Below are 15,992 nucleotides of genomic sequence, written 5' to 3'. Positions count from 1 at the left end.
AGCGCCCGAACGAACCAAGATGGCTTTACTGCAAATTTCCGAACCGGGCATGGCGCCGGCGCCGCACCAGCGGCGACTCGCCGTCGGGATCGATCTCGGCACGACGAACTCGCTCGTCGCGGCCGTGCGCAACAGCGTGGCCGAAGTGCTGCCGGACGAAGCGGGCCGCGTGCTGCTGCCGTCGGTGGTCCGTTATCTCGAGAAGGGCGGCCGCCGCATCGGCCACGAAGCGAAGGAGCAGGCCGCGACCGATCCGCGCAACACGATCGTGTCGGTCAAGCGCTTCATGGGCCGCGGCAAGGCCGAGGTCGAAGGCGCGGCGAACGCGCCGTACGAATTCGTCGAGGCGCCGGGCATGGTGCAGATCCGTACCGTCGACGGCGTGAAGAGCCCGGTTGAGGTGTCGGCCGAGATTCTCGCGACGCTGCGCTATCGCGCCGAGGATTCGCTCGGCGACGATCTGGTCGGCGCGGTGATCACGGTGCCCGCGTATTTCGACGAAGCGCAGCGCCAGGCGACCAAGGATGCCGCGCGCCTCGCGGGCCTCAACGTGCTGCGCCTGCTGAACGAACCGACCGCCGCGGCGATTGCCTATGGCCTCGACAACGCGGCCGAAGGCCTCTACGCGGTGTACGACCTCGGCGGCGGCACGTTCGACCTGTCGATCCTGAAGCTAACGAAGGGCGTATTCGAAGTGCTGGCCGCGGGCGGCGATTCCGCGCTCGGCGGCGACGACTTCGATCACGCGCTGTTCGATCACGTGCTCGCGCAGGCCGGCATCGACGCGAAGACGCTCGCGCCCGAGGACGTGCGCCTGCTGCTCGACCGAGTGCGCGTGCTGAAGGAGACGCTGTCGTCCGCGCCGCAGGCGTCGCTCGACGTGACGCTGTCGGGCGGCGAGCACCTCGTGCAGACGATCTCGCACGACACGTTCGCATCGCTCGTCGAGCCGCTCGTGCAGCGTACGCTCACACCGACCCGCAAGGCGCTGCGCGACGCGCAGGTGACGCCGGCCGACATCAAGGGCGTCGTGCTCGTCGGCGGCGCGACGCGCATGCCGGTCATCCGCGACGCGGTCGCGACGTATTTCGGCCAGCCGCCGCTCGTGAACCTCGATCCGGACCAGGTCGTCGCGCTCGGCGCGGCGATCCAGGCCGACCTGCTCGCGGGCAATCGCGGCACCGGCGACGACTGGCTGCTGCTCGACGTGATTCCGCTGTCGCTCGGTGTCGAGACGATGGGTGGCCTCGTCGAGAAGATCATTCCGCGCAACTCGACGATTCCGATCGCACGCGCGCAGGAATTCACGACCTTCAAGGACGGCCAGACCGCGATGGCGATCCACGTCGTGCAGGGCGAGCGCGAGCTCGTCGCCGACTGCCGGTCGCTCGCGCGCTTCGAGCTGCGCGGCATTCCGCCGATGACGGCCGGCGCCGCGCGCATTCGCGTGACCTATCAGGTCGACGCAGACGGCCTGCTGTCGGTGTTTGCGCGCGAACAACTGTCGGGCGTCGAGGCATCGGTCGTCGTGAAGCCGTCGTACGGCCTGGCCGACGACGATATCGCGAAGATGCTCGAAGACAGCTTCAAGACCGCCGAAATCGACATGCGCTTACGCGCGCTGCGCGAAGCGCAGGTCGAGGCCCAGCGGATGCTCGAGGCGACGCAGGCCGCGCTGGCGGCCGACAGCGAACTGCTCGATGCGGACGAGCGCACGCAGATCGACGCGCTCGCCGCGGCGCTGCGCACGGTTGCGCAGGGCGACGATACGAATGCGATCGAAGCGGCGACCAAGACGCTGGCCGACGGCACCGACGAATTCGCGGCGCGCCGGATGGACAAGAGCATCAAGCGCGCACTGTCGGGCCGACGGCTCGACGAGATCTGAATCCAACAACTGCGCATCGGCCGGCGACGACGGCCCGCGCGATAATGAACCGTGCGGCGCCAGTCGCCGCACCCTGACTGACGGAACGGACATGCCTCAACTGGTGGTGCTGCCTCACGTCGAACTGTGCCCCGACGGCGCAGTGATCGACGCGACGCCCGGCAAGAGTATCTGCGACAACCTGCTCGACCACGGGATCGAGATCGAGCATGCATGCGAGAAGTCGTGCGCGTGCACGACGTGCCACGTGGTGATCCGCGAGGGCTTCAACGATCTGACGCCGTCCGAGGAGGACGAGGACGATCTGCTGGACAAGGCGTGGGGCCTCGAGCCGACGTCGCGCCTGTCGTGCCAGGCGATCGTGAACGAAGATTCGGACCTGGTGGTCGAGATCCCGAAGTACTCGATCAACCACGCGAAGGAAAATCACTGACCAACCGGAGGCAGGCGATGAAATGGACCGATTCGCGCGAACTAGCCATTGCGCTGGCGGACAAGTACCCGGACATCGACCCGCAGCGGATCAACTTCGTCGACCTGCGCCAGTGGGTGCTTGAGCTCGACGGCTTCGACGACGATCCGAAGCATTCCGGCGAGAAGATCCTCGAAGCGATCCAGGCGCACTGGATCGACGAATCGGACTTCGACGACGAAGACTGAGCACGGCGTGTGCCGCAATGGCGCACGCGGCTCCAATGAGAAAACGGCTCGTGAGCGATCGCTCACGAGCCGTTTTCGTTTTCAGGTCGCTTGCCCGCGCACGCGACGGGCAGGGGACGCTTACGCGCCGACCAGCGTGCCGTTCTCGATCCGCACGCGCTGGCCCTGGCCGAACGGCGGCGGGTTGTGGTACGTGAACGTACGCGTCGCGCCGCTTTCCATCTGCACTTGCACCTGATAGTCGGTTTCCGCGCGTACCTGCTTCTCGACCTGGTTGCCGGCGAGACCGCCGCCCAGCGCGCCGATGATCGTCATCGCGGTGCGGCCGTTACCGTTGCCGAACTGGTTGCCGAGCAGGCCGCCGGCCGCTGCACCGCCAACGGCGCCGATCCCCGAACTCTGGCCCGGCGTGCGCGTCTGCGTGATCGCGACGACCGTGCCGCAACTCTGGCAGTAGGCCGCCTGGGCAGGCGCAGACGTCTGTTGCTGTGCGTATTGCGGCGGCTGCGGTGCCGTCGCGTGGCGGCGGTGCGTCGGCGCCGGGCGCGGCGCGGGCTTCGGTTCGGCCTGCACGATCGCCTTCTGCTGCGCGGCGGCTTGTGCGGCGGCCTGTTCAGCTGCCTGCTGCCGGGCTTGCGCGGCCAGCGCGGCGCTGGCGGCTGCGGCCGTATCGACGGCCGGCTGCGACGCGATCAGCGCGGCCTGGGTCTGGCCGTTCTGTTCGTTGCTGCTGCTGGCCTTCGGGAATACGCCCGTGATCGCTGCCGTCGCCGCGAGGCTGGCGACGATGACGGCGCCCGCTGCAGTGGCGATCAGCGGGTGGAGGCGTTGCTTTTGCGGCGTGGTCTGATTCTGGTTGTCCATTTTTTTCTCCGATGTCGATCCGGATCGGCACGTCGGCGCCGGGCCGGATCCCACGCTTCGGGATCGAGCAGACTCGGCGTTCCGGCGCCTCGTTCTGGTCCCGTGGTCATGCGTGGTGACGCAAACGGAGTGTCGTCCACTGGCGAGCGGCGCGCCGTATCAAGGTGTAACGAATTGCAGCGCGGCGTGGGCGGTCGTTACCGGGAAAACCCGCGGCAGGCCGTCGCGACGAGGGAATAAAACGGGGCGGGATCGGAGGCCGGCGGACGCCGGCTGGCGGGATTTACGCGTCGTTACAAAGCTGGCGCGTGTACGCCGCAGGGTGCGGCGTACACGCGGGTATGGCTGTCAGTCTTCGCGGCGCAGATGGGGGAACAGCAGCACGTCGCGGATCGTCGGGCTGTCGGTCAGCAGCATCACGAGGCGGTCGATGCCGATTCCGCAGCCGCCGGTCGGGGGCATCCCGTATTCGAGCGCGCGGATGTAGTCGGCGTCGAAGAACATCGCTTCCTCGTCGCCCGCATCCTTCTGCTCGACCTGCTTCTTGAAGCGTGCGGCCTGGTCTTCCGGATCGTTCAGCTCCGAGAAGCCGTTCGCGATCTCGCGGCCGGTCATGAACAGCTCGAAACGCTCGGTGATGCCCGGCACCGTATCCGATGCGCGTGCGAGCGGCGACACCTCGACCGGGTAGTCGATGATGAACGTCGGCTCCCAGAGGTGCGCTTCGGCCGTTTCCTCGAACAGCGCGAGCTGCAGCGCGCCGGTGCCTGCGTTCAGGAACGCCGGCTGCGTGACGTCGACGCCGAAGCGCTTCAGTTCGGTGCGCAGGAACGCGTCGTCGGAGAGCTGGCCGTCGGTGTACTGCGGCGCGTACTTCTGGATCGCCTGCGTGATCGTCAGGCGATGGAACGGCTTCGCGAGGTCGAGCTCGCGGCCTTGATACTGGATCGTCGCGGTGCCGAGCGCATCGATCGCCGCCTGGCGGATCAGTTGCTCGGTGAAGTCCATCAGCCAGCGATAGTCGGTGTACGCGGCGTAGAACTCCATCATCGTGAATTCCGGGTTGTGACGCGGCGACACGCCTTCATTCCGGAAGTTGCGGTTGATCTCGAACACACGCTCGAAGCCGCCGACGATCAGGCGCTTCAGGTACAGCTCCGGCGCGATGCGCAGGAACATCTGCATGTCGAGCGCATTGTGATGCGTGACGAACGGCTTCGCGGCCGCGCCGCCCGGGATCGGGTGCAGCATCGGCGTCTCGACTTCCATGAAGTCGGCCGAATCCATGAACTTGCGGATCGACGCGATCGTCTTGGTACGCGCGCGGAACGTGTCGCGCGTTTCCGGCGTGACGATCAGGTCGACGTAGCGCTGGCGGTAGCGCATTTCCTGGTCGGCGAGGCCGTGGAACTTGTCCGGCAGCGGCCGCAGCGCCTTCGACAGCAGGCGCAGTTCCTTGCACTGGACCGACAGCTCGCCCTTGTTGGTGCGGAACAGCACGCCGCGCGCGGCGACGATGTCGCCGAGGTCCCACTTCTTGAATGCGTCGTAGGTTTCCGCGCCGACGTCGTTCGGCGTCACGAAGAACTGGATCTGGCCCGAACCGTCCTGCACCGTCGCGAAGCTCGCCTTGCCCATCACGCGCTTGAGTATCATGCGGCCGGCGACCGACACCTCGACCGGGTTCGCTTCGAGCGCGGCCTTGTCCGAGTCAGCGAATTTCACCTGCAGATCGGCTGCGTGGTGCGTCGGCCGGAAGTCGTTCGGGTAGGCGACGCCTTGCTCGCGCAGTGCGCGCAGCTTCTCGCGGCGCTCGGAAATGATCTGGTTTTCGTCCGCTGCGACGGCGGGCTGCGTTTGAGTCGGTTCGGTCATGATGGTCGGAATTCGGAATGGGTGCGGCAACGCAAACGGGAAGGGCAAGGATGGCGCGACCTGGCCAGGCCGCGCCGCGGCGCTTACACGCCCTGTTTGAGGCTCGCGCTGATGAAGTCGTCGAGGTCGCCGTCGAGCACCGCGCGGGTGTTGCTCATTTCGACGTTCGTACGCAGGTCCTTCACGCGGCTCTGGTCGAGCACGTACGAGCGGATCTGGTGGCCCCAGCCCACATCGGTCTTGCTCGATTCGAGCTTGTCCTGCTCGGCCTGGCGCTTGCGCATCTCGACTTCGTACAGGCGCGACTTCAGCATCGCCATCGCTTCCGCGCGGTTGCGGTGCTGCGAGCGGTCGTTCTGGCACTGCACGACGATGCCGGTCGGCATGTGCGTGATCCGCACCGCGGAGTCGGTCTTGTTGATGTGCTGGCCGCCGGCGCCCGATGCGCGGTACGTGTCGATGCGCAGGTCGGCCGGGTTGATCTCGACTTCGATCGAGTCGTCGATTTCCGGATAGACGAACACCGACGAGAACGACGTGTGGCGGCCGCCCGACGAATCGAACGGCGACTTGCGCACGAGACGGTGGATGCCCGTTTCGGTGCGCAGGAAGCCGTATGCGTATTCGCCCGAGACCTTGACCGTCGCGTTCTTGATGCCGGCGACGTCGCCGTCGGACTCTTCGAGCACCTCGGCCTTGAAGCCCTTGCGTTCGCAATAGCGCAGGTACTGGCGCAGCAGCATCGACGCCCAGTCGCACGCTTCGGTGCCGCCGGCGCCTGCCTGGATGTCGATGAAGCAGTTGTTCGGGTCGGCCGGGTTCGAGAACATCCGGCGGAACTCGATGTCGCCGACGCGCGCCTCGAGTTTCGCGGCGTCGTCTTCCGATGCGACGAGGGTATCTTCGTCGCCTTCCTCGCGAGCCATCTCGAACAGGTCGAGCGCGTCGCGCAGGTCGCTATCGAGCACCGTCAGCGTCGTGACGACACCGTCGAGCAGCTTCTTCTCGCGACCGAGTGCCTGGGCGTTCTTCGAATCGTTCCAGACGTTCGGGTCTTCGAGTTCCTTGTTGACTTCGATCAGACGCGCAGCTTTGGCGTCGTAGTCAAAGATACCCCCGGAGCTCGCCCGCGCGGTTGCGCAGGTCGAGCAGGGAGCTTTCGATCGCGTTGAGACGTTCCGCTTCCATGATCGCTCGCTATTCTTGCTTCGTAAAAAAGCGGAATTATAGCCGATCGGCAGGGTTGCCCGGTGACGCGAATGGTGCTCGCACGCGCGCCGCGGCCCCGTCCGGCGCAGCGTACATGCATCGGCGGGCACCGCGGGCCGGGTGGCTCGCGCTCAGCCGGCCGCGTGTTCGACGATCAACTGGACGCGCGTGACGCCGTTCCACGTGTCGGCGACGAGGCGGTACGCGATCAGCGCGCTCGCCGGCAGCGGCTCGGTATGGTTGAACCAGATCGCGTTGAAGCGCTGGCGGCCGCGCGCAAGCTGCAGCTTCAGGTGCTTTTCCTTCACGAGCGACTGCGACACGACGTCGAATTCGCCCGAAAAAAGCGGGGCCGGAAAACCTTGCCCCCAGACGGCCTCGTCGAGCAGCCCGACGAACTGCGGCGTGAAGTACGCGTCCTCGAGTTCGCCGTCGGTCTCGATCACGCGGGCGAGTGCATCGTCGGACAGCCATTCGCGCGCGACGGCCTCGAACGCGGCCGCGAAGCGCGGCACATTCTCGGTGTCGAGCGTGAGGCCGGCCGCCATTGCATGGCCGCCGAACGCGACGATCAGGTCCGGCTCGCGTTTCGACACGAGGTCGAGCGCGTCGCGCAGGTGGAAGCCCGCGATCGACCGGCCCGACCCCTTGACCCGCTTGCCTTCGTCGTCCGCATGCGCGAACGTGAACGACGGGCGGTGGAATTTTTCCTTGAGCCGGCCGGCGACGATGCCGATCACGCCCTGGTGCCACTCGGGGTTGAACAGCGTGATCGTGCACGCGTCGGCCGGGTCCACGTCGGCGAGATCGGCGAGCGCCTGCTGCTGCATGCCGGCCTCGATCTCGCGGCGCTCGCGGTTCATCACGTCGAGCTGCTGCGCGAGATCCCACGCGCGGCCGATGTCGTCGGTGATCAGGCACTCGATGCCGAGCGACATGTCGGACAGCCGCCCCGCGGCGTTGAGCCGCGGACCGAGGCCGAAACCGAGATCGAAGCCCGACGCGGTGCGCGCTTCGCGCGCGGCGGCGCGGAACAGCGCGGCGACGCCCGGCTGCATGCGGCCGTTGCGGATGCGCTGCAGCCCCTGTGCGACGAGCACGCGGTTGTTGCCGTCGAGCCGCACGACGTCGGCGACGGTGCCGAGCGCGACGAGGTCGAGCAGGCCGTCGAGGCGCGGCTCGGCTTCCTTGCTTGCGAATGCCCCGCGGCGGCGCAGTTCGGCGCGCAGTGCGAGCAGCACGTAAAACATCACGCCGACGCCGGCGATGTGCTTGCTCGGGAATGCGCAGCCGGGCTGGTTCGGGTTGACGATCGCGCGGGCGGCGGGCAGCGCGTCGCCGGGCAGGTGGTGGTCGGTCACGAGCACGTCGATGCCGCGTGCGTTCGCGGCTTCGACACCCGCGACGCTTGCGATCCCGTTGTCGACGGTGATCAGCAGGTCGGGCTTGCGCGCGGCCGCGAGCTCGACGATCTCGGGCGTGAGGCCGTAGCCGTATTCGAAGCGGTTCGGCACCAGGTAGTCGATCTGCGCGCCGAACATCCGCAGGCCGCGCACCGCGACCGCGCACGCGGTCGCGCCGTCGCAGTCGTAGTCGGCGACGACGAGCAGGCGTCGTTTGTCGGCGATCGCGTCGGCAAGCAGCGACGCCGCGTCGGCGCAGCCTTTCAGCTCGGTAGGCGGGACGAGGCGTGCGAGCGCGGTCTCGATGTCGGTCGGGGACTGCACGCCGCGCGACGCGTACAAGCGTGCGAGGACGGGATGCAGGCCGTGGCGCGCGAGCACTTCGGCGTCGGCGGGCGCGACGGGGCGGGTAACGATCCGGGTCATTCGGGGTCTGCTGGTTATTCGAACAGGGAGGCGAGCGCACGGCGGCGCCAGAATTTGCGCAGATCGCCGCGCGTCGCGTGCAGCGTCACGGAGCTCGTATCGCCGCACAGCGTGAAGTCGACGCTGGCGAGCGCACCGTTCTGCAGTGCGGCGAGCGCGGGCGCGAACCAGTCGCGCTCGAGCGCGGCGAGCCCGTCGTGCCAGCGTGCCCAGTCCTGTTCGATGAATGGGGTGGTCAATGCCGGCAGTTCGACGAGCGTCGCGCCATCGGCGGCGAGCAGCTCGCCGAACGTGGCGGGCGGGGTGCCGGCTTCGGCTTGCGCGGCGCGCGCGAGGCCGAGCGCGGCCGACGACGCAGACAGCACGCGCGCGAACGGCTTGCCGACCGGCTTCAGCGTGCCCTGCGCATGGAACCAGATCGAATTGACGGTCGGCAGGCCACGCGCCTCGCGGGCTTCGTTGACAGGATGCTCGAACCACGCCATCTGCACTTCGTTCTGCAGTTTCATCCACATCCGCGAGCGTTCGCCCGTGTGCGCCTCGTGCGGCAGCCAGATCTCGATGTTGCGGCCGCTTGCGCGCAGTGGCGCGGCGCCGGCGAGCCGTGCGAGCTGTTCGCTCGACAGGTACCAGCGCGCGGGGTTCGGCGCTTCAAGGCGCACGCCGAGTTCCTCGATCAGCGGCCGCGCGACCGCGAGCAGCGCGGCCGCGTCGCCGTCGTCGAGCGCGAGGGCCGCCGGATCGACGAGCACCAGGTGATCGTGCGCGATTTCGACGTGCACGGGCTCGACGCATGCCCATGCGTGCGCGCCGGGTTCGCCGCCGTCCGCCAGCAACATGTAGGGCGCGAGCGGCGCCTCGTCCGCGGCGTTGCCCCGGGTCGCGCCGAACTGGCGGGCCAGCCAGCGCTCGTGCGGCAGCGTGCGCTGGAAGTCTTCGCCGGCCACGCGCTCGACGAGGCTCGCGCGGGCGAGCAACTTTTCGAGCGCGGGGCTGTCCAGCGTGTGCAGGGACGAGGCCGCATCGGCCGCCGACGGCAGCGCGAACGGAACGAGAAAATGGAGGCGTCGGTCGTGCATGATGGTGCGCATTGTATGGCAAACTGCGCGCGTGATCGGGCCGGAAGACGGCCCGTTCGCGTCCGGCGGCCGTTTTTCGACCGTGCCCGGGCCGGCGGCCGCCGCCGGGTGGCGGTCCGGCCCCGGGGCGCCTCCCCGCCGTAACCAGCAGAAAGGATTCGCTTGAAACTTCCGTACGAATGGCAGATCGGCTGGCGCTATACGCGCGCCGGCAAACGCACGACCGGCAACGGCTTCATTTCCTTCATCGCCCTCGTGTCGATGCTCGGGATCGCGCTTGGCGTCGCGGCGCTGATCGTCGTGCTGTCTGTGATGAACGGCTTCCAGAAGGAAGTGCGCGACCGCATGCTGTCGGTGCTCGCGCACGTCGAGGTGTTTTCGCCGACGGGCTCGATGCCCGACTGGCAACTGACCGCGCAGGAAGCGCGCCGCAATCCGTCGGTGGTCGGCGCGGCGCCGTACGTCGACGCGCAGGCGCTGCTCACGCGCCAGGACGCAGTGAGCGGCGTGATGCTGCGCGGCGTCGAGCCGGCGCTCGAGCCGCAGGTGTCGGACATCGGCAAGGACATGAAGGCCGGGCAGCTCGGCGCGCTCGTGCCGGGCCAGTTCGGCATCGTGCTCGGCGACGCGCTCGCCGGCAACCTCGGCGTGACGGTCGGCGACAAGGTCACGCTCGTCGCGCCCGAAGGCTCGATCACGCCGGCCGGCATGATGCCGCGCCTGAAGCAGTTCACGGTCGTCGGCGTGTTCGAGTCCGGCCACTACGAATACGACAGCACGCTCGCGATGATCAACATCCGCGACGCCGAGGCGCTGTTCCGGATGGCCGCGCCGACCGGCGTGCGGCTGCGGCTGACCGACATGCAGAAGGCGCCGCAGGTCGCGGTCGAGCTGTCGCATACGCTGTCGGGCAGCCTGTACATCCGCGACTGGACGCAGCAGAACAAGACGTGGTTTTCGGCCGTGCAGATCGAGAAGCGGATGATGTTCATCATCCTGACGCTGATCATCGCGGTGGCCGCGTTCAACCTCGTGTCGTCGCTCGTGATGACCGTGACCAACAAGCAGGCCGACATCGCGATCCTGCGCACGCTCGGCGCGCAGCCGGGGTCGATCATGAAGATCTTCGTCGTGCAGGGCGTGACGATCGGCTTCGTCGGCACGGCGTCGGGCGTCGCGCTCGGCTGCCTGATCGCGTGGAGCATCCCGTGGCTGATCCCGATGATCGAGCACCTGTTCGGCGTGCAGTTCCTGCCGCCGTCCGTGTACTTCATCAGCGAGCTGCCGTCCGAACTCGTCGCTAGCGACGTGATCCGGATCGGGCTGATCGCGTTCGTGCTGTCGGCCGTCGCGACGCTCTATCCGAGCTGGCGCGGTGCGAAGGTGAAGCCGGCGGAGGCGCTTCGTTATGAATGACCGCGCGACCGCATTCGAGGATTCAAAACAACACAACAGACAGGATTCGGCAGGTATGCAGGAATACGTGCTTCAGGCGCGCGGGATCACGAAGGCGTTCGTGCAGGGCGGCTTCAACGTGCAGGTGCTCAACAACACCGAGCTGACGGTGCGGCGCGGCGAGAAGCTCGCGGTCGTCGGCGCGTCGGGTTCCGGCAAGAGCACGCTGCTGCACGTGCTGGGCGGGCTCGACGAGCCGAGCGCGGGCGAGGTGTCGCTGCTCGGCAAGCCGTTTACGCAACTCGCCGAGCGCGAGCGCAACGAATTGCGCAACCGCGCGCTCGGCTTCGTCTACCAGTTCCATCACCTGCTGCCGGAATTCACCGCGCTCGACAACGTCGCGATGCCGCTGCGCATCCGCCGGATGACGACCGAGGACGCGCGCGCGCAGGCGCAGGCGATGCTCGAACGCGTCGGTCTCGGCCCGCGTGCGAAGCACCGGCCGGGCGAGTTGTCGGGCGGCGAGCGGCAGCGCGTCGCGATCGCGCGCGCGCTGGTCACGAAGCCCGCGTGCGTGCTCGCCGACGAGCCGACCGGCAACCTCGACGGCACGACGGCAGACACGGTGTTCAACCTGATGCTCGAACTGTCCGAGACGCTCGAAACGAGCTTCGTGATCGTCACGCACGATCCCGATCTTGCCGCGCGCTGCGACCGCATCATGCGGCTGCGCGACGGTGTGCTGCACGAGGAGCCGGCGCTGCCGGTGTAAGCGAACGCCCCTGGCCGGGCTGCCGGGTTCGTCCCGGCGCGGTGCAGGGGGACAGGAATGCCGTCATGTGGATCGATACGCACTGCCATCTCGATGCCGCCGAGTTCGACGCCGACCGTGACGCGGTCGCGCAGGCGGCGCGCGCGGCCGGCGTGTCGCGCATCGTGATCCCGAGCGTCGGGCGCGACAACTTCACGACAGTGCGCGAACTCGCGCAGCACACGCCGGGTGCCGTCTATGCGCTCGGCATCCATCCGATGTATACGCCGCACGCGCGCGACGAAGATCTCGACCGGCTGCGCATGGAGATCGAAGCGAGCCTCGACGATCCGCGCTTCGTCGCGATCGGCGAGATCGGTCTCGACTATTTCGTACCGGGGCTCGACGAAGACCGGCAGCAGTTCTTCTACCAGGGGCAGCTCAAGCTGGCGCGCGAATTCGACCTGCCCGTGCTGTGCCACGTGCGCAAGTCGCAGGACCGCGTGCTCGCGGGGCTGCGCCGTTTCAACGTGCGGCGCGGCATCGCGCATGCATTCAACGGCAGTTTCCAGCAGGCCGAAGCGTATCTCGCGCAAGGGCTGCATCTCGGCTTCGGCGGCAACGTGACGTTCACGCGCGCGTTGCAGATCCGCCGGCTTGCCACGGAATTGCCGCTCGACGCGATCGTCGTCGAGACGGACGCGCCCGACATTGCGCCCGAATGGGCGTACAGATCCCGCAACACGCCCGACCAGGTGCCGCGCATCGGCGACGTGCTCGCCGAACTGCGCGGTCTCGACGCCAGTTCACTCGGTCTATCCACTTCGGCCAACGCGCTCGCCGCGCTGCCGCGACTCGCCCTTTCGTCCGCATAATCGTTGCCGGAAGGCGCCGCGTTCGCAACGGCGGCGCCAGGTCGACGAGGAGGCGGGATGCGCGTGTGGTGGATCGCGTTCGCGCTCGGCGTCGTCGTGCTGCAGCGGCAGACGGCGTTGCCGGGTGCGATCGCATGGACGATCGGTGCGGTCGTGCTCGCGGGCTGTGCGGTGCCGGGTGCGTGGTGCATGCGCCGCCGGCGCACGCGCGCGACCGTCGCGCTCGGATGGATGCTGTGCGCGCTCGCGGCCTGCGTGGCGGGGTTCGGCTATGCGGCGGCGCGGGCCGAATGGCGGCTGCGCGACAGCTTGCCCGTCGAGTGGGAGGGGCGCGATATCGTCGTCACCGGCGTGATCCGGGGGCTGCCCGTCGTCGACGAGACGGGCGCGCGGCTGCTGCTCGCGGTCGAGTCGAACGAGGCGGGGCTGGCCCGTTTTCCGCCATTGATCCGTCTGTCGTGGCGCGCGTATGGCGCGCCCGCGACCCGCGACCCGCTTCCCGACCTGCGTGCCGCGCAGCGCTGGCGCTTCGTCGTGCGCCTGAAGCGCCCGCACGCCGAGGCCAATGCCGGCGTGCGCGACAGCGAGGCGGCGTGGCTCGCCGCCGGTATTCGCGCGAACGGTTATGTCAGCGCGCCGCGGCGGTCGGTATTGCTCGATGCGCGCGCATCGGGTTGGCGTGCATCGATCGATCGGCTGCGCGATGCGCTGCGGGCACGCATCGGCGAGACGCTCGGGGTCGACGCCAGCCATCGCGGCATCGTCGCCGCGCTCGCGATCGGCGACCAGTCCGGCATCGGCGACGACGACTGGCGCGCGCTGCGCAACACCGGTACGAGCCATCTGGTCGCGATCTCCGGCCTGCACGTCGGCCTCGTCGGCGCGCTTGCGGGCGGGCTCGTGTCGATGGTCTGGCGCCGGTTGCGCTGGCGTGTGCGGGCCGCGACGCTCGTGTTGCCGGCGCCGTACGCGGCATCGCTTGCCGCGCTGGCCGCTGCGGCCGGCTATGCGACGCTCGCCGGCTTCAACGTGCCGGCGCAGCGCGCGTGGTGGATGATCGCGGCCGGCGGCATCGCGTATCTGGCCGGGCGCAGCGTGCCGACGTCGGCGGTGCTGTGCGCGGCGCTCGGCGGTGTGCTGCTCGCCGATCCGTGGGCCGTGCTGTCGGCCGGGTTCTGGCTGTCGTTCGGGGCGGTCGCCGTCATCCTGCTGACTGTCGCGGGCTGGCGAGCGGCGCGTGAAGTCGGCACAGCGGACGTAGAGCAGGACGATACGCCCAACCCGCCGAGCCGGTTGCGCGCGTGGGGCATGCGCGTCGCGCGCCGCATCGCCGAGGCCACGCGCGTGCAGTACGCGGTGACGATCGGTCTTGCGCCGCTGACGGCGGCGTGGTTCGCGCAGATTTCGCTGTCGGGCCCGTTCGGCAATGCGTTCGCGATTCCCTGGGTGAGCACGGTCGTGACGCCGATCGTGCTGGCCGGCATCGCGTTGCCCGCGCCGCTCGATGCGTATGCGTTCCGGCTTGCGCATGCGGCGCTCGAACCGATGATGACGCTGCTCGGGTATCTCGCCGACTGGCCGGCTGGCGTGTTCTGGCTGCGCATGCCCGACTGGCCGGTGCTGGCGCTTGCGTGCGTGGGCGTCGCGTGGGCGCTGATGCCCCGCGGCTGGCCGTTGCGCTGGGCGGCGCCGCTCACGTGGCTGCCGCTCGTTGCGCCGGCAGCCGATGCACCGCCGCCAGGCGGCTTCCGGCTGACCGTGCTCGACGTCGGGCAGGGCGCGTCGGTGCTGGTGGAAACCGCGCGCCGAACCTTGCTGTTCGATGCGGGGCCGGGCGCGGAGTCGACCCACGCCGGGGCGCGGATCGTCGCGCCGGCGCTGCGGGCGCGCGGCATCGCGGTAATCGATTCGCTCGTGCTCAGTCACGCGGACGCCGATCACACGGGCGGCGCGCCGGCCGTCTATGCGGCAGCCGACGTGCGTCAGCTGCTGGCCGGCATTCCGGCGAAGAGCCGGCTGTGGCGCGACGCGACGGCCGCCGGCGTGGCCGACCGGCTGCCGTGCGCGGCCGGGCAGCGCTGGACCTGGGACGGCGTCGTTTTCACGATGCTCTGGCCGTCGGGCGGCCCGGGCACGGGCTCGTCGAACGGGCAATCGTGCGTGCTGCGCATCGACGCGGGCGGCACGTCCGCGCTGCTGACGGGCGACATCGAAGCACGCGTCGAACGCCAGCTCGTGGACGCCGCGCGCGACGCACTGGCTGCGCAGATCCTGGTCGTTCCGCACCACGGCAGCCGCACGTCGTCGGTCGAGCCTTTCCTCGATTCGGTCGGGCCGCGCGTCGCGGTATTTCCTGTAGGCTATCGCAATCGCTTCGGACATCCGCACCGGACCGTCCTCGCGCGCTATGAGGCGCGCGGGATTCCGCTGCCGCGCACCGATCGCGACGGCGCCGTGCGGTTCGACGTCGCGCCGGCCGACGGCGGGTTTGCATTCGAGCGTTACCGCGACGTACAGCGACGGTACTGGATGGACCGTTGATCGGGGCGAGGGCAGGTTTATAAAGAATGCATGTGGCCAGCGCAAAGTGCCGGAGCACTGGCCCGATAGAGCAAGGAGACATCGGCGTTTGAAGGACATCCTCCACTTCTCGCATGCAAACGGCTTCCCGGCGTCGACGTACCGGACGATCTTCGCCGAACTGGCCGACGACTACGAGCTGCGCTACATCGAACGGATCGGCCACGACCGCCGCTATCCGGTGACGCGCGACTGGCCGCATCTCGTCGAGCAGCTGCTCGACGACATCGGCAGCCGCTACGAGCGTCCCGTGTGGCTCGTCGGCCATTCGCTCGGCGGCTACCTGTCGCTGATGGCCGCGCTGAGGAAGCCGCAATGGGTGCGCGGCGTCGTGATGATCGATTCGCCGATCATCGCGGGCTGGCGTGCCGGCGCGTTGCGCGCGAGCCAGTGGGCGGGGCTCGACGAGCGGCTGTCGCCGGCCGCCGCGACGCGCAACCGGCGCACGCACTGGGTGAGCCGCGACGAAGTCTGGCGGCACTTCCGCGAGAAACCCGCGTTCGCGCGCTGGGACGAACGGATGCTGGCCGACTACATCGACTACGGCATTCCGCAGGCCGGTGCCGACGGCGAGCGCGCGCTCGCGTTCGACCGGCAGGTCGAATACCTGATCTACCGGACGCTGCCGCATACGCTCGGCCCGCGGCTCGCGCACGGCGCGCCGGTGCCGCTCGGGTTTCTCGCCGGCACGCGTTCGCGCGAGGTGCGGCAGGTCGGGCTCGATGCGACGCGCCGTGCGACGCGCGGCCGCGTCGAGTGGCTCGAGGGCAGCCACCTGTTCCCGATGGAGCGGCCGCTCGAGACCGCCCGCGCATTGCAGCGGATGCTGAATTCGCTGAAGGCGGAGGAGGGCGGTGTGTCGCAGGGCGGCGCCCCGCTCGTGAAGCGCGCCTGACGCTGCCGTCCGGCGCCCCGGCATGCGCGGCGGCGCGCGGTCGCGCCGGGCGGCCGGTTCGCCCCCGGCGCGCACGGCGTGCAGGGCCGGCG

General features: G+C 68.9%; 13 protein-coding genes. 8 read left to right on the top strand and 5 right to left on the bottom strand.

Annotated elements, in window-relative coordinates; translation table 11 throughout:
- The first annotated feature begins 19 nt into the window (after positions 1 to 19).
- The 3 genes from hscA to iscX all read left to right on the top strand — a co-directional run bounded on the left by hscA (position 20) and on the right by iscX (position 2,548).
- Entirely contained in the window at positions 20 to 1,888 is a 1,869-nt protein-coding gene (gene hscA / locus R9B84_RS11120) for a Fe-S protein assembly chaperone HscA (RefSeq protein WP_423757995.1), read from the top strand.
- Positions 1,889 to 1,979: 91 nt separating this feature from the next.
- Positions 1,980 to 2,321 carry an ISC system 2Fe-2S type ferredoxin gene (gene fdx / locus R9B84_RS11115; RefSeq protein ID WP_047898490.1) on the top strand — a complete coding sequence of 114 codons (342 nt, stop codon included), beginning with the start codon at positions 1,980 to 1,982 and terminating at the stop codon, positions 2,319 to 2,321.
- 17 nt (positions 2,322 to 2,338) lie between these two features.
- Positions 2,339 to 2,548 carry a Fe-S cluster assembly protein IscX gene (gene iscX, locus R9B84_RS11110; protein ID WP_034183561.1) on the top strand — a complete coding sequence of 70 codons (210 nt, stop codon included), beginning with the start codon at positions 2,339 to 2,341 and terminating at the stop codon, positions 2,546 to 2,548.
- A gap of 120 nt (positions 2,549 to 2,668) precedes the next feature.
- Here the strand turns inward: iscX and R9B84_RS11105 are convergent, their stop codons facing one another.
- The 5 genes from R9B84_RS11105 to R9B84_RS11085 form a co-directional block, all read right to left on the bottom strand.
- Positions 2,669 to 3,412, bottom strand: a complete 744-nt coding sequence (locus tag R9B84_RS11105) for a glycine zipper 2TM domain-containing protein (RefSeq protein WP_423757994.1) — start codon at positions 3,410 to 3,412, stop codon at positions 2,669 to 2,671.
- 348 nt (positions 3,413 to 3,760) lie between these two features.
- Positions 3,761 to 5,287: a lysine--tRNA ligase gene (lysS, locus tag R9B84_RS11100; RefSeq protein WP_423757993.1), complete on the bottom strand. Its 1,527-nt coding sequence runs from the start codon at positions 5,285 to 5,287 to the stop codon at positions 3,761 to 3,763.
- Positions 5,288 to 5,370: 83 nt separating this feature from the next.
- Positions 5,371 to 6,475 (bottom strand): peptide chain release factor 2 gene (prfB, locus tag R9B84_RS11095; protein WP_262533977.1). Its coding sequence is split into 2 segments (ribosomal slippage): positions 5,371 to 6,393 and positions 6,395 to 6,475, totalling 1,104 coding nucleotides; the frame shifts between segments, so codons are not numbered across the junction.
- 152 nt (positions 6,476 to 6,627) lie between these two features.
- Positions 6,628 to 8,325 (bottom strand): single-stranded-DNA-specific exonuclease RecJ, encoded by a 1,698-nt coding sequence (recJ, locus tag R9B84_RS11090; RefSeq protein WP_174420596.1) that lies wholly within the window; start codon positions 8,323 to 8,325, stop codon positions 6,628 to 6,630.
- Positions 8,326 to 8,339: 14 nt separating this feature from the next.
- Positions 8,340 to 9,416, bottom strand: coding sequence for a regulator (locus R9B84_RS11085; RefSeq protein ID WP_423757992.1), 1,077 nt, complete (start codon positions 9,414 to 9,416; stop codon positions 8,340 to 8,342).
- 150 nt (positions 9,417 to 9,566) lie between these two features.
- On the opposite strand from R9B84_RS11085, the gene R9B84_RS11080 reads away from it, so the two are divergent.
- The 5 genes from R9B84_RS11080 to R9B84_RS11060 all read left to right on the top strand — a co-directional run bounded on the left by R9B84_RS11080 (position 9,567) and on the right by R9B84_RS11060 (position 15,900).
- The gene (locus tag R9B84_RS11080) at positions 9,567 to 10,820 is read left to right on the top strand and encodes a lipoprotein-releasing ABC transporter permease subunit (RefSeq protein ID WP_423757991.1); all 1,254 of its coding nucleotides are present in this window, start codon (positions 9,567 to 9,569) and stop codon (positions 10,818 to 10,820) included.
- Positions 10,813 to 11,571 (top strand): lipoprotein-releasing ABC transporter ATP-binding protein LolD, encoded by a 759-nt coding sequence (lolD, locus tag R9B84_RS11075; RefSeq protein WP_423757990.1) that lies wholly within the window; start codon positions 10,813 to 10,815, stop codon positions 11,569 to 11,571. The genes R9B84_RS11080 and lolD overlap by 8 nt, the downstream gene beginning before the upstream one ends.
- A 65-nt stretch (positions 11,572 to 11,636) precedes the next feature.
- Positions 11,637 to 12,425 (top strand): TatD family hydrolase, encoded by a 789-nt coding sequence (locus R9B84_RS11070; RefSeq protein ID WP_423757989.1) that lies wholly within the window; start codon positions 11,637 to 11,639, stop codon positions 12,423 to 12,425.
- 57 nt (positions 12,426 to 12,482) lie between these two features.
- On the top strand, positions 12,483 to 14,966 hold the full coding sequence (locus tag R9B84_RS11065; protein ID WP_423757988.1) for a DNA internalization-related competence protein ComEC/Rec2: 2,484 nt from the start codon (positions 12,483 to 12,485) through the stop codon (positions 14,964 to 14,966).
- Positions 14,967 to 15,054: 88 nt separating this feature from the next.
- Positions 15,055 to 15,900, top strand: coding sequence for an alpha/beta fold hydrolase (locus tag R9B84_RS11060; RefSeq protein WP_423757987.1), 846 nt, complete (start codon positions 15,055 to 15,057; stop codon positions 15,898 to 15,900).
- Positions 15,901 to 15,992 lie beyond the last annotated feature (92 nt).

The organism is Burkholderia sp. NLJ2 (genome assembly GCF_049487195.1).
GTDB classification, from domain to species: Bacteria; Pseudomonadota; Gammaproteobacteria; order Burkholderiales; family Burkholderiaceae; genus Burkholderia; species Burkholderia pyrrocinia.
This window is presented reverse-complemented; position numbering and strand designations above follow the sequence as displayed.

Coding starts and splice junctions, on each gene's coding strand:
- hscA (WP_423757995.1), top strand. CDS start 20: ATGGCTTTACTGCAAATTTCCGAACCGGGCATGGCGCCGGCGCCGCAC.
- fdx (WP_047898490.1), top strand. CDS start 1,980: ATGCCTCAACTGGTGGTGCTGCCTCACGTCGAACTGTGCCCCGACGGC.
- iscX (WP_034183561.1), top strand. CDS start 2,339: ATGAAATGGACCGATTCGCGCGAACTAGCCATTGCGCTGGCGGACAAG.
- R9B84_RS11105 (WP_423757994.1), bottom strand. CDS start 3,412: ATGGACAACCAGAATCAGACCACGCCGCAAAAGCAACGCCTCCACCCG.
- lysS (WP_423757993.1), bottom strand. CDS start 5,287: ATGACCGAACCGACTCAAACGCAGCCCGCCGTCGCAGCGGACGAAAAC.
- recJ (WP_174420596.1), bottom strand. CDS start 8,325: ATGACCCGGATCGTTACCCGCCCCGTCGCGCCCGCCGACGCCGAAGTG.
- R9B84_RS11085 (WP_423757992.1), bottom strand. CDS start 9,416: ATGCGCACCATCATGCACGACCGACGCCTCCATTTTCTCGTTCCGTTC.
- lolD (WP_423757990.1), top strand. CDS start 10,813: ATGAATGACCGCGCGACCGCATTCGAGGATTCAAAACAACACAACAGA.
- R9B84_RS11070 (WP_423757989.1), top strand. CDS start 11,637: ATGTGGATCGATACGCACTGCCATCTCGATGCCGCCGAGTTCGACGCC.
- R9B84_RS11065 (WP_423757988.1), top strand. CDS start 12,483: ATGCGCGTGTGGTGGATCGCGTTCGCGCTCGGCGTCGTCGTGCTGCAG.